Source organism: Corynebacterium sp. Marseille-P4611, from assembly GCF_916618765.1.
GTDB lineage: Bacteria > Actinomycetota > Actinomycetes > Mycobacteriales > Mycobacteriaceae > Corynebacterium > Corynebacterium marquesiae.
The window spans coordinates 1,996,548-2,009,027 of sequence record NZ_CAKAKD010000001.1; the positions used below are offsets into that span (position 1 = coordinate 1,996,548).

The window sequence follows — 12,480 nt, forward strand, 5'->3', positions numbered from 1 at the left end:
CACGGGTAGCCTGGGGAGTCATGACTGAAACTCATCTGGATTCTTTTACCGCAGCCCTGCCATACCCGTTGGATGAGTTCCAGGTAAAGGGCTGCCAAGCCGTGGAGGACGGTCATGGCGTACTGGTTTGCGCGCCGACCGGCGCCGGCAAAACCATCGTGGGCGAATTTGCTGTCTCTTTGGCGCTGAGCCGGGGAACCAAGTGCTTTTATACGACGCCGATTAAGGCCTTGAGCAACCAGAAGTACCACGACTTGGTGGAAGAGCATGGCGAAGAAGCCGTAGGCCTGCTCACCGGCGACGTATCGATCAACTCTGATGCAGAGATCGTCGTCATGACCACAGAGGTGCTGCGCAATATGATTTACGCAGAATCCGCGGCCCTCGATCGCTTGACCCACGTGGTCATGGATGAGATCCACTTTTTGGCTGATGCCTCCCGCGGCGCAGTGTGGGAAGAGGTCATCCTCAACCTCGCGGATCATGTCTCCATCATCGGCCTATCTGCCACAGTGTCCAATTCGGAAGAATTCGGCGATTGGCTTTCTACAGTGCGCGGCGATACCACCGTCATCGTCTCCGAACACCGCCCAGTTCCCCTCGACCAGTGGATGATGCTGGGGCGCAAGATTTATCCGCTCTTCGAGCCAGAATCTGGCGGCCAGGTCAACTCCGAGCTAGAGCGTAGGATCCAGCGCCTTGAAGCCGGCGATACCGATGATGGTCGCGCAGACTATAAATCCGGCAAGGGTTTTCGTGCGCGTGCGCGTCACAAGGGTGGCGGACGCAGCGAATTCCACGGTAAGGGAAAGGGACGCTCCGGCGCCGCTCGGAAGCAGGATCGCTATCGCCCCTTAGGCCGCCCAGAGGTATTGAAGGTATTGCAATCGCAGGATATGCTTCCGGCGATCACCTTCATTTTCTCCCGTGCCGGCTGCGACGGCGCTCTTTATCAGTGCCTGCGCAGCCGCATGGTGCTTACCTCCCAAGAGGAAGCACAGGAAATCAAGGACATCGTCGATGCGGGTGTGGAAGGTATCCCTGAAGAAGATCTGCAGGTCCTGGATTTTAAGCGCTGGCGCGAAGCCCTCTCCCGTGGCTTTGCCGCGCACCATGCGGGCATGCTGCCCGCGTTCCGGCACATCGTGGAAGACCTATTCGTACGCGGCCTCGTTCGCGCCGTGTTTGCTACTGAAACGCTCGCACTCGGCATCAATATGCCGGCGCGCACCGTGGTGCTAGAAAAGCTCATCAAGTTCAATGGTGAAGCGCACGTCGATCTCACCCCAGGCCAGTACACGCAGCTGACTGGCCGGGCAGGACGCCGTGGCATCGATACGTTGGGCAATGCAGTCGTGCAGTGGGCCCCCGCCATGGATCCGCGTCAGGTAGCTGGCCTTGCTTCTACCCGTACGTATCCTCTCATTTCCACTTTTGCACCGGGCTACAATATGGCGATCAATTTGCTGGGAATGCTTGGTTTCGAGGATTCTCTCCGCCTTTTGGAAAAGTCTTTCGCGCAGTTTCAGGCCGATGGCTCCGTCGTGGAGGAAACTCGCGAGATTGAACGCGCCGAGCATCGCGTGCGGGAACTGCGCAACCAGCTCGATGATGCCGTGGCCTCACTTGCACCGCCTGCTAAAGACGGGGAGGATCCCGCCGAGGTTCTCATGGACTATGTCCGCCTGCGCCGCGAGCTCACAGCGGAAGAAAAGCAATCAAAAATCGATAGTGCCAATCAACGAAACCAAGAGGTTATCGCGGTACTGGGACGCCTCCAGTTGGGCGATGTTATTGCCATGCCCGGCAAGAAGCGTCCTATTCTCGCCGCGGTTGTGACTCCCGCTAACCAAACTGCGGATCCCCGCCCGTGGATTACCACTGAGTCCGGGTGGTCGGGACGTATCGATGCAGCCGGAATCAATAACCCACCGATCCAAGTCGGAAGCATCAAGATCCCCAAGCCGGTGCGCAAGAACCCGCGCCGCAATACTCGATATGTGCAGGATGTTTTGCACCGCGAACACTTCGACCGGCCCAAGCGCATGAAGTCGCACACCCGCGCCCGGCCAAATAAGCGGGTAGGTCAGTTGCGCGACGCACTGCGTGCTCATCCAGCTCACGAGTGGCCGGCTACTGACCGCGAACAGCTGGCGGGCCTGGCACAAAAGCTGGCACGGCGCGAGCGTGATCGGGACAAGCTCCAGTCCAAAGTCAATAAAGCTACGGATACATTGGGCCGCACCTTCGAGCGCATTGTGGACCTCCTCGCAGAGATGGACTACGTCGAGTTCACCGGGGTCGGTGCCGATCGCACGCCGGTGATCACGGAGGAAGGCGAGCGCCTTGCCAAAATTCACAGCGAGTCCGATCTGCTCGTCGCCCAATGCCTCAAGCGCGGAATTTGGGATGAACTCGATCCCGCAGAGCTGGCCGGCGTTGCCTCCCTGTGCTGTTTCGAAAACCGCAAGGCCACCAGTGGGCAACCGGAAGCCGCCACCGAGCGCATGGCTGATGCTATGAATGCCACGTGGCGCGTGTACACCGAACTCACCGCTGATGAGCAGCGCCACCGGCTGCCGCCCACCCGTGAACCAGAGGCCGGATTCGCCTTGGCGGTACACCAATGGGCGGCCGGCGCACCCTTGGGCTACTGCATGGCTGCGGCCAATGAAGCCGGCGCCGAGCTCACCCCGGGTGATTTTGTCCGTTGGTGCCGCCAAGTCATCGACCTGCTCCAACAAGTGGCTAAGACTGGGTACGACGGCGAAATTCAACGCAACGCCCGCCGGGCCATCGACGCAATTCAGCGCGGTGTCGTAGCCATTGGCGCCTAAAATCCGCGGCGCGGACGAGTAGACTCTGGGGCATGACTGATACTCAGACTTTTTCCGCTGATGTCTACGCCCAGCGTCTGCACGCCGCCCAAAAGGCAGCTGCGGACAAGGGCATCGATCTGCTCCTCATTGGCACGGGACCAGACTTTGCCTACCTCACCGGCTCCTGGGTTTCTTCCCACGAACGCTTGACGGTCTTGGTTGTGCCGCAGCGGGGCAATGCATGGATCGCCGCGCCAAATACCGATATCACCGATATCAAGGCTGCACCAGTAGGTGAGCTGGATGTAGAGTTGCGTGGCTGGAATGACGGCGAGGACCCATATAAGTTGGCACTGCGTGGCGCAGGCGACGGACTAGGCAAGGTAGCGCTGGGACAGTCGCTGACTGCAGATCACGTGCTGCGTTTCCAAGATCTGCTTCCACACGCCAGCTATGAACTGGCCACTTATGCACTGGCCGAGCTTTTTACCCGCAAGGATGAGGCTGAGATTGCTGAGCTGCGCAAGGCTGGCCATGCCATTGACGCGGTCCACGCGCAGGTACCGCAGCTTTTGCAGGCCGGTCGTACTGAGGCCGAGGTGGCCCACGAACTGGAAAAGCTCATCTTGCGGGAGCACTCCGTTATCGATTTCGTCATCGTCGGATCGGGCCCGAATGGCGCCAACCCGCACCATAGCTTTTCGGATCGCGTGCTGGCTGAGGGAGAGCCAGTCGTCGTTGATATCGGAGGCACTCTGCCTTCCGGCTACCACTCGGATTGCACCCGCACCTACGTAGTGGGCGGGGATATTTCTACGGCCCCGCAGGATTTTCAGGATGCCTATGCCGTGCTTGCCGACGCCCAAGCTGCCGCCCGCGCAGCATCCCACCCCGGCAGCACCGCCGCAGACATCGATGCCATTGCGCGCCAGGCGATCTCTGCAGCAGGCTGGGGCGACTACTTTGTCCACCGCACCGGCCATGGCATCGGCCTGTCGACGCACGAGGAGCCTTTCATCATGGAAGGCAACGATCTCGCCTTGGAAGAGGGCATGGCCTTTTCCATTGAGCCGGGTATTTACTTGGAAGGCAAGTGGGGCATGCGCTTGGAAGACATCGTGGTGCTGACCAATGACGGATACGAGTCCCTTAACCAAGCTCCGCGTGACGTCCGTTAATGGCTGGCGTACTGATTCTGGGCGGCCGCAGCGATATTGGCGGAGAAATCGCTAGGAGAGTAGCCCCAGGCCAAGATATTGTGCTCGCCGCTCGTGGCACCCACGGAATGGAGGGCATGGAAGGCCAGCTCAGGGCGGCAGGTGCGCGCAGCGTTCATCTACTTGATTTCGACGCCGCAGATTTTCCGTCCCATGCCGGTGTGGTTGAGCGCGCCATAGAGCTGGCAGGCCCCCTCGAGCTTGCTGTCGTCGCCTTTGGCATCTTGGGCGATCAGCAGCGGGCAGAACGCGATGCTTCGCACGCGGTCGACATCGCCACAATCGATTATGCCGCGCAGATTTCACTGCTTACGCTAGTATCCCAGCGCATGCACCGCGGCCACATCGTCGCATTTTCCTCGATCGCAGGCTGGCGCCCTCGCCGCGCGAATTACGTATACGGCTCCACCAAGGCCGGACTTGATGCCTTCTGTCAAGGCCTTGCCGATAAGCTGCACGGCAGCCAGGTAGGCCTTATTACTGCGCGCCCTGGCTTTGTCATCGGCAGCATGACGGAAGGAATGAAGCCGGCGCCACTTTCCGTGCGTCCGGCAGATGTGGCCGAGGCAGTAGTCGACTGCATTGACCGCGATGCACGGCGCGGTAAGCCGCGTTCGCGCACCGTGTGGATTCCTCGGGCTCTGCAGGGCCTAGCGTGGGTCATGCGGCTTGTACCGCGCCCACTCTGGCGGCATATGCCGCGCTAAACTCTGCGCTCTCTTTACTCTGCGCGTAGCAGGGGAGAGTTGATGTCGAAGATAAAACCGCGTGGGGCGAGTACGCGCAGCACCACTTCGGCATCACCCTCGGCAATATTGTGAAAGACTAATCCGCCCCACGGGGTGACGGTGATGTCTACCTCTAACTGGCCTATGAGCTGCGCAAACTCAGCAGGGATGGCGCCGCGGTGCACGCCCGCGCCGAGGTCGACAACGCCCGCAGGCAAATGAACATCTAACCAGCCAATGGGGCCTGGTTCTGCCAGGGCGGATGCCTTAGGCTCAGCGGAATCCGCGTGCTGGAGTACCTCCCCATAGTGCTGGGCAGCAGCCTGTGGAGTCAGTGGGGCAGAGGGGGCGTCGCCAAGCGGGGAACGCTCAAGGCGCAGGGCTCCGTCCCCGTCGATGCTAAGGCTGACTGCAGCCGCGCCGGTCGGTACGTCGTCGTGGGCGATAACGGCCAGTCCGGGTCCGCCTTTTGCCGCTCCTAGCTCAGCCGCGATATCCTGGGCCGTTTGCTTGGCCTCCGCCGACAAAGGCGAAGCCAGCACCGGCATCGCCGTGGCGCGCAATCGCAACTGCTGGAGCTGCTGATTGAGTGCCTCCGCATCCTTAATGCTGCGCAGCTCGATTGCGGAAAACCGGTCGATGTAGACATACCCATCCGCAACAGCACTGGCGCACTGCGCCAAAGTAACCCAATCCTGGGCGTGGGTGCTGCCACCGGCAACGTGGATGCGGATGCACGTGCCGTACTGGGGGTCTTCAAAAAGCGCAGGAGTAAACATGCGCACTAGTTTAACCTGCCGCGGCTGCACCTTCGCGCATGAGTGTTGCCAGCACTTTATCAGTCTGCCTCGTTAGACTGAGGCCATGCCGTTTATGTATTTTGCTCTCTACATGGTCGCAGAGACCCTGACCTTCTGGGCCGTTTGTCAATGGATCGGTGTTGGCTGGGCGCTTATCGCACTCTTTGTCACCATGTTCTTCGGAATGTCCATCGCTGGCATTGAAGTGCGCCGTTTGATGGGAAAGCAGGTCGAACGCACTGGGGACGGCGCATACGTCGTGCGCGACGGCAATGTGGGCAAGACCGCCAGCAATGTGGGCCTGACCTTGGTAGGCGGCATGTTGCTTTCTTTGCCGGGCTTCTTGACGACGATCCTCGGAGCCCTCTTTATCTTCTCGCCGACCCGCGCCGTCTTCCGCACGATGATGGCGGCCTCTTTGTACCGCAAGATCGAAAACATGGGCGTTAAGATCTACGAGGCCACCCCAATGGCGCAGCAGCACGACTCTTATGGCGACTTTGGCTCTTTTGGACGTGGCCAAGCAACCCAAAGCGGGCACCCCAGCACGCAGGATGCTGGCCCGCATGAGGTGTTGGATGAGGAGGAGATCCGCCGCTGGAGTGAGAACCTGGATCCAGATGACTTCGGCCCCTCCGGTGGCGAGTCCAAGGGCGGAAAGAGCTAGTGATGCTGACTCTTGCCCGCCTCGTTGTGGCGGGCCTTTCTGGTCTGCTCACGTATGCCGCCATAGAGCCCCGTGGCTGGTGGTGGGCTGCCGTTGTGGGCGTGGGTTTGCTGTACGCGAGCTTGCTGCCGTGGGATACTAGGCACGTTACCGCCCGCGTGGGTGCGCTTATCGCAGTAACACATTCGCTCGTGCTGTACTTGCTGACGTTGCCATGGATCGGCGAATTGGTGGGCAGCGGGCCATACATCGCTTTGGCCGTATGGCTTTCGGTATACGCCATTGTGCTGGGCTTTGGCGGCGCGGCGGTAGCGCGGTGGAAATACGGTTTTATTGCCTTCCCGTTCTTCTACCTCACGGTGGAGGTGCTGCGTTCCTCGGTACCTTTCGGCGGTTTCTCTTGGGTGAAATTGGCTTGGGGACAAGTCGACGGACCGCTAGCCAACCTGGCGCCGTGGGGTGGAACCTCGCTCATTACCGCAGCCACAGTTTTGTGCGGCTGCGGTCTCGCTGCGCTCCTGATTCAACGCGGATGGAAGGCCAAGAGCGCCGCACTCCTAGCAGCTATCCTTCCCCTTGCAAGCGCGACGGTGGCAGGCTTAGGCATCAACCGAGACGATTCCACTGTCGGAGAAGCAAAGGTTGCCGCAATCCAAGGAAACGTACCTCGCATGGGCCTAGACTTTGCCGGGCAACGCCAGGCGGTCCTCAACAACCACGTGGCCGCAACAAAGAAGCTGGCCGCACGCGAGAAGGATATTGACCTAGTCATCTGGCCCGAAAACTCCTCTGATATCAACCCATTCCGTGACGGCAAGGCAGCCGCGGCGATCAGCGGCGCCGTCGATGCGGTAGACGCACCTGTTTTGGTTGGCACCGCTACGCGGGATGAGGTGGGAGCCCGCAACACAATGCAGGTCTTTGCTCCCAGACATACGGTGGGAGACCACCACTATAAGAAGTACCTGCAGCCCTTCGGTGAAACCATGCCCATGCGGGATTTCTTTGGCAAGTTTTCTGACTATGTGGACCTCGCCGGCGATTTTAAGCCCGGTAACGGCCCAGGCGTTGTCTCCATGGCGGGCGTGCCGGTTGGCGTGGCAACGTGCTACGAAGTTTCCTTCGATAGCGCCTTTAGGGAGTCGGTGAAAAATGGCGCACAACTACTGACTACTCCCACAAATAACGCCACCTTTGGTTATTCCGATATGACCTACCAACAATTGGCCATGAGCCGGTTGCGTGCGATGGAGACGGACCGAGCCGTGGTGGTGGCGGCGACTTCTGGTGTATCCGCCATTGTTCACCCGGATGGACGCGTTAGCCAGTCCACGGATATTTTCACGGCGGACGCCTTAGTAGAACAGTTGCCCTTGCGTAGCGGCGAGACCTTTTCCGTGAGGTTTGGTTCGCCCCTGCAATGGCTCATGGTTATTATTGGAACAGTCTGCGCACTGGTAGCTTTGCGCACAAACCGCCTGCGACGCACCCCGCGCCGCTCCGGCACAGATACTTACGTAGGAGCATAAACACTGTGAGCACGCTTGAATCCTCGACCTTGGTCATCATCCCGACCTATAACGAGATCGAAAATCTTCCTCTCATTACTGGACGCGTCCGTGAGGCCGTCCCAGAGGTCCATATCCTCATCGTGGACGATAACTCTCCCGATGGAACTGGTGACAAGGCCGATGAATTCGCAGCGCAAGATGACCACATCCATGTTCTTCACCGCGAGGGCAAAGGTGGCCTGCTAGGCGCTTATATCGCCGGCTTTGAGTGGGGATTGGAGCGCGACTACCAGGTGCTGTGTGAGATGGATGCAGACGGCTCCCACGCCCCGGAACAGCTTCACCTGTTGTTGGAAGAGGTGGACAAGGGCGCGGACCTGGTTATCGGCTCCCGCTATATTCCAGGTGGCGAGACCGTCAACTGGCCAGCGTCCCGCGAATACCTGTCCCGTTTGGGCAATATTTACATCTCCGTAGCGCTGGGCGCTGGGCTGTCCGATATGACCGCCGGTTACCGTGCGTTCCGCCGCGAGCTGCTCGAGTCCATCGACTTTGATGAGCTGTCCAAGGCCGGTTACATCTTCCAGGTTGATCTGGCCTTCCGTGCCGTCAAGGCTGGCTTTGACGTCCGCGAGGTTCCCATTACCTTTACCGAGCGCGAATATGGCGAATCTAAGCTTGATGGTTCCTTCGTGAAGGATTCCTTGCTCGAGGTCACCAAGTGGGGCGTTGCCCATCGCGCTGAGCAGCTGCAGGACTTCGGTGGCGCCGTGTCCCAGTTGGTCAACCGTGAAGTCAAGGACGGCTCCATTCACGATCTAGGCGTTCAGGCCCGTAAGGGCGCCGGCTGGGTCTCTGACTTCGCCAGCGAGATCGGGCATCTGGCAAAGCACCAGATTGCGCAGCTCAAGAAGTAGGCGCAACCGCAACACATAAGGCCCGTACCGTCCCTTAGTTAGAGTAGGGAGGTACGGGCCTTTTGCTGCCGCAGAACTTTAAGAGTTCTTTTGCTGCTGCTCCTGCTGTTCCTTCAGGAGGCGGGCTGCGGAACGGCGGCGGGAGCGCAGGTGGTTAATGCGCTCTTCGAGCAGCTCATCGAGCTCCTCAATGGAGCGGCGCTCACGCAGCATATCCCAGTGGGTGCGTGGTGGCTTAGCGGGCTTAGACTCAACGCCTTCACCTTCTACCAGGTGGCCCAGCTTGCCGTTCTTGCACATCCATTCTTCAGGGATTTCAGCATCATCCGCGAAAGGCACCTCATAAATCTCGCCGTCTTCGGTGCGGTACTTCACCATCTGGCGCGGTGCGAGGTCGTGGTCGCGGTCGGTTTCGTAGCTGACTGCGCCCATACGGCTGCCACGGAGTACGCGATCTGCCATGCAACATCATCCTTTTCAAAGAGATCCCTGATTGAGTGCGAAGCAAAACTTCGCCTAAGAGCTACTAATTATAACGAACACCCACGCGTCTTTGTTCCCAGCCCGCCCAAAATGAACTAAAGTGTATCGGGTGATCCGTACAGCTAGTCGTGAACGCAACGTCGGTTCCTGCCAATGGTGTGGGAAGGACATTGACCAAGGCGGTAGGGGACGGCCACGGAAGTTTTGCAGCGCCTCCTGTAAGCAGCGTGCCTATGAGCAAAGAAATAACGTCAGTGGCACGGGGATTCCCGCAAATGCCGTCATCCTTACTCCAGAAAAGGCAGAGAGTTTGCGCGACAGACTTTTTGAACTACGTTGTTCCGCAGAAGATATCAATACCGCCGCGGAGGAAGGCGCTAGTGCGCAGGAGCTTGCCGGTTTGTGCGAAGAGCTTGTTGCCCTGGCGCGACGCCTAGAAGGACTTCGATAGAAGATGAAAAAGCTTTTTTATAACCGCAAGCTCGTCATCACCATCTTTGTGGTGCTGATTGTGTTGCTCACCGCCGTAGCCATTGGCCCGATGGTGTATTCGCTCCTCAAAGGCGCCGGAGTAAAGACCGAACCAGTTTCCGCCGGCGGCGCAAAGGCCGCATCAACGGAGCTCGATGGCACCTGGGAGGTAGCCAAGGGCCGTGCTAATAACCATACCTCGGTTGGTTTTACCTTTAATGAGGTTCTACCTGCGGAAAAGACCACCACATCGGGTTCAACCACGGAGGTAACCGGCCAGGCGGATATTTCTGATTCCACCTTGAAAGCCGCCACGGTCACCGTTGATATGGATGAACTGACCACGGATAAAAAGGTCCGTGATCAGAACATGAAGTCCAAGCTCTTTGAGACTCAGCTTTTCCCAGAGGCATCCTTTGAGCTGACTAAGCCGGCCTCGCTTGCCGATGTCCCGGATGACGGCTCCATTGGCACAGTCAAGCTCACCGGAGATCTGACTATCAAGGATGAAACGCACGAGATTTCCCAAGACTTCGACGTTCTTCGCGATGGCGATCAGATCGTCATCGGCGGCACCGTGCCAGTTAATCGTCTTGATTATGGCGTGGAGACCCCGGAGATGCTCGCCGCGAAGGTCGAGGAAAACGGCGAGGTAAATCTCCGCATTTCCTTCGAGAAGAACTAGCGAGGGCTTAAGCCTGTGAATTCCCGTCAGATTATCCCGTTTATGTGGCTGCGCCTCATCGTCGTCATCGGCTTTACCATTTTCGTCGCCGTGCAACAGATGTGGGTCATTGTAGCCATCTCGGTCCTTTTGGCGCTGTTGACTATCTGGCAGCTGTGGAGCGCTTACCGGAATCGCTAGTTGGGGCCTTCACGGCGTTGGGTTGTACTTCCTCGATTAACGTCAGTGTGACTTTATATAGGGGTGTAGTTTTAGTCCCGCCAGTAGGGCCTATTTTCGCCCGATATCAGGTTTTTCGGTCGCCGAGCGAAACACCGTCGCCAACGGTTGACCCCGGACTAAAAAGTCCCGAAAGGCAAATGGGGTCGGCTGCCGCAAATCCGAACTCCAATGAGCTACAGCCGGAATCGATACCTGCGCCTAAGTCTGGTGGCCGGCGGGTGGCGCGACAGGGACCGCGGGGCGTCGCCAAGCAAAGCGCCGTAATATCGCGTGGAGGGTTAACGAAGCTGAATCGGGGCCCAATAGATGGGCCGGGAAGATGTGTTAGCGCCCGGGCGCGATTGATTGAGGGCGACACATGAAGGTCCTCTAGATAACAGTAGTTGTCCGATAATGTACATTATGTCATTTTAACTAGGGGTGGTATTCCCCCTGTTGGTTCCTGACTCCATACATCGATACCTGCACCTCGCTTCTGTCGTTCGCTCCTGACAACACGCGCCCGAATGAAGCTTCCCAGATGTGCCATTCCTTCACGACAATTGAGCTCTCGTCATTTCTCATACGGCGGATGACTTCTTTTTCGGCTAGGCCTCTCGTAGCACATGCGGCCTTAAGCTCTGGATCGAATTCAGAGCTCGACGGATCCGATCCCTGCGCGTGTCCACCGCTAAATACGATATAAACCACTTCCGGATGGTGTTCTACATCCAGTGGACCTTTCCACCCACGCAGGTGTGCCTCTTCAGTCCAACAGGTTACCCCTGAGCGGTCTACACATTGTCCCATCGCTTTTTCTTGAGCGCGCGTCAGCGCAACACCTGCAAAAGACTCATCATATGAATCGTCTTTCCGCGCAAACAATACGAATATCCGCGCGGCGCTTCTTCTGCTTCTTCGTATCCATGTCGACATCTTCTCACCCGGCTATCGGTTATTTTTCAACTAAAATGCACACTAGCGCATACAAAGGCCAAGCAGGTCTCTATCAGTGGCGATTCCAAGCCAGCGAACGGACCTGGCCACTAAAGGGTGCGTAGAATCGATGTTATGACGATTCAGCATGTAGTAGATAAGCCTTCCCGCGCAGCTCTCTTTCTTGTCCTTGAAATCAAGGACGGCGGCGAGCAAGCCACCCGCGATATGCTCACGGGGTTTGCTGGACTGTTTAAATCCGTAAACTTCCGCTATAACGAGGGCGAGCTTTATACCGTAGTCGGCATTGGTGCCTCCATGTGGCCACGTTTGACCAGCGCACCTATGCCTGAACGCCTGAAGGAATTTGAGGCAATCGATGCCGCACATAAGGCCCCGGCCACGCCAGGCGATATTCTTCTCCACTTCCGTGCCAATACCTATGACCTGTGCCATGAGATGGCCCGCCAAGTACTGGACCAGCTGGGCGATGCCGCCAGGGTTATCGATGAGACCCACGGCTTTAAGTACCTGGATCAGCGCGACTTGCTGGGCTTTGTGGATGGCACCGCCAATCCCCTCGCCGAAGAGGCATTAGATACTGTGCTGCTTGGCGATGACGCCGACTACCCCCGCGGCTCCTATGTCACCGTTCAAAAATATATCCATGACCTTGCCAAGTGGAATGAGCTGAGCACTGAAGAACAAGAGAAAGTCATCGGCCGCACCAAAGCCGATGATATCGAGTTGGATGACGATACCAAGCCCACTAACTCTCACGTAGCCCTCAATGACCTAGAGGAAGATATTTATCGCGAGAACATGGTCTTCGGCTCTTTCGCCGCAGGTGAGATGGGCACCTACTTCATTGGCTATGCCAAGGATCCAGAAAACGTAATGGAGCGCCTGCGCAATATGTTCATTGGCAAGCCGGTGGGAAACTACGACCGCATCTTGGACTTCTCCACCGCGCTTACAGGCACCAATTTCTTTGTGCCCAGCGCGGATCTGATGAAGAACTTCGACGAGCTGCCGCCGGCCTAAG

General features: G+C 58.1%; 12 protein-coding genes. 10 read left to right on the forward strand and 2 right to left on the reverse strand.

All coding sequences use genetic code 11. The features are described 5' to 3' along the window. The first annotated feature begins 20 nt into the window (after nt 1-20). The 3 genes from LG376_RS09575 to LG376_RS09585 are packed head-to-tail and all read left to right on the forward strand — an operon-like array spanning nt 21 to nt 4,743. The gene (locus LG376_RS09575; protein ID WP_225746952.1) at nt 21-2,837 is read left to right on the forward strand and encodes an RNA helicase; all 2,817 of its coding nucleotides are present in this window, start codon (nt 21-23) and stop codon (nt 2,835-2,837) included. A 32-nt stretch (nt 2,838-2,869) separates the two neighbouring features. Further along, nucleotides 2,870-3,997, forward strand: a complete 1,128-nt coding sequence (locus LG376_RS09580) for a Xaa-Pro peptidase family protein (RefSeq protein WP_225746953.1) — start codon at nt 2,870-2,872, stop codon at nt 3,995-3,997. Further along, on the forward strand, nt 3,997-4,743 hold the full coding sequence (locus LG376_RS09585; RefSeq protein ID WP_225746954.1) for an SDR family oxidoreductase: 747 nt from the start codon (nt 3,997-3,999) through the stop codon (nt 4,741-4,743). The genes LG376_RS09580 and LG376_RS09585 overlap by 1 nt, the downstream gene beginning before the upstream one ends. 14 nt (nt 4,744-4,757) lie before the next feature. On the opposite strand, the gene LG376_RS09590 is transcribed toward LG376_RS09585, so the two are convergent. Then, the gene (locus LG376_RS09590; RefSeq protein ID WP_225746955.1) at nt 4,758-5,543 is read right to left on the reverse strand and encodes a precorrin-3B synthase; all 786 of its coding nucleotides are present in this window, start codon (nt 5,541-5,543) and stop codon (nt 4,758-4,760) included. An 85-nt stretch (nt 5,544-5,628) separates the two neighbouring features. Here LG376_RS09590 and LG376_RS09595 point away from each other — a divergent pair, with 85 nt between their 5' ends. The 3 genes from LG376_RS09595 to LG376_RS09605 are packed head-to-tail and all read left to right on the forward strand — an operon-like array spanning nt 5,629 to nt 8,659. Next, the gene (locus LG376_RS09595; RefSeq protein ID WP_225746956.1) at nt 5,629-6,231 is read left to right on the forward strand and encodes an FxsA family protein; all 603 of its coding nucleotides are present in this window, start codon (nt 5,629-5,631) and stop codon (nt 6,229-6,231) included. A 2-nt stretch (nt 6,232-6,233) separates the two neighbouring features. Further along, on the forward strand, nt 6,234-7,760 hold the full coding sequence (gene lnt, locus LG376_RS09600; protein WP_370633382.1) for an apolipoprotein N-acyltransferase: 1,527 nt from the start codon (nt 6,234-6,236) through the stop codon (nt 7,758-7,760). 5 nt (nt 7,761-7,765) lie between these two features. After that, complete coding sequence (locus LG376_RS09605; RefSeq protein ID WP_225746958.1) at nt 7,766-8,659, forward strand: polyprenol monophosphomannose synthase; 894 nt, start codon at nt 7,766-7,768, stop codon at nt 8,657-8,659. A gap of 78 nt (nt 8,660-8,737) precedes the next feature. Here the strand turns inward: LG376_RS09605 and LG376_RS09610 are convergent, their stop codons facing one another. After that, a complete protein-coding gene (locus LG376_RS09610; protein WP_023021567.1) occupies nt 8,738-9,121 on the reverse strand; it encodes an RNA polymerase-binding protein RbpA in 384 nt (127 codons plus the stop codon). A gap of 130 nt (nt 9,122-9,251) precedes the next feature. On the opposite strand from LG376_RS09610, the gene LG376_RS09615 reads away from it, so the two are divergent. The 4 genes from LG376_RS09615 (at nt 9,252) to LG376_RS09630 (ending at nt 12,479) form a co-directional block, all read left to right on the forward strand. Further along, the gene (locus tag LG376_RS09615; RefSeq protein WP_225746959.1) at nt 9,252-9,593 is read left to right on the forward strand and encodes a hypothetical protein; all 342 of its coding nucleotides are present in this window, start codon (nt 9,252-9,254) and stop codon (nt 9,591-9,593) included. A 3-nt stretch (nt 9,594-9,596) separates the two neighbouring features. Further along, nucleotides 9,597-10,298, forward strand: coding sequence for a YceI family protein (locus tag LG376_RS09620; RefSeq protein ID WP_225746960.1), 702 nt, complete (start codon nt 9,597-9,599; stop codon nt 10,296-10,298). A 15-nt stretch (nt 10,299-10,313) separates the two neighbouring features. Then, nucleotides 10,314-10,478, forward strand: a complete 165-nt coding sequence (locus LG376_RS09625; protein ID WP_204611469.1) for a hypothetical protein — start codon at nt 10,314-10,316, stop codon at nt 10,476-10,478. A 1,092-nt stretch (nt 10,479-11,570) separates the two neighbouring features. Beyond that, complete coding sequence (locus tag LG376_RS09630) at nt 11,571-12,479, forward strand: Dyp-type peroxidase (RefSeq protein ID WP_225746961.1); 909 nt, start codon at nt 11,571-11,573, stop codon at nt 12,477-12,479. Nucleotide 12,480 lies beyond the last annotated feature (1 nt).

Excerpts from the sequence above, each read along its gene's own strand:
- LG376_RS09575 (WP_225746952.1), top strand. The coding sequence starts at position 21 with ATGACTGAAACTCATCTGGATTCTTTTACCGCAGCCCTGCCATACCCG.
- LG376_RS09580 (WP_225746953.1), top strand. The coding sequence starts at position 2,870 with ATGACTGATACTCAGACTTTTTCCGCTGATGTCTACGCCCAGCGTCTG.
- LG376_RS09585 (WP_225746954.1), top strand. The coding sequence starts at position 3,997 with ATGGCTGGCGTACTGATTCTGGGCGGCCGCAGCGATATTGGCGGAGAA.
- LG376_RS09590 (WP_225746955.1), bottom strand. The coding sequence starts at position 5,543 with ATGTTTACTCCTGCGCTTTTTGAAGACCCCCAGTACGGCACGTGCATC.
- LG376_RS09595 (WP_225746956.1), top strand. The coding sequence starts at position 5,629 with ATGCCGTTTATGTATTTTGCTCTCTACATGGTCGCAGAGACCCTGACC.
- lnt (WP_370633382.1), top strand. The coding sequence starts at position 6,234 with ATGCTGACTCTTGCCCGCCTCGTTGTGGCGGGCCTTTCTGGTCTGCTC.
- LG376_RS09610 (WP_023021567.1), bottom strand. The coding sequence starts at position 9,121 with ATGGCAGATCGCGTACTCCGTGGCAGCCGTATGGGCGCAGTCAGCTAC.
- LG376_RS09620 (WP_225746960.1), top strand. The coding sequence starts at position 9,597 with ATGAAAAAGCTTTTTTATAACCGCAAGCTCGTCATCACCATCTTTGTG.
- LG376_RS09630 (WP_225746961.1), top strand. The coding sequence starts at position 11,571 with ATGACGATTCAGCATGTAGTAGATAAGCCTTCCCGCGCAGCTCTCTTT.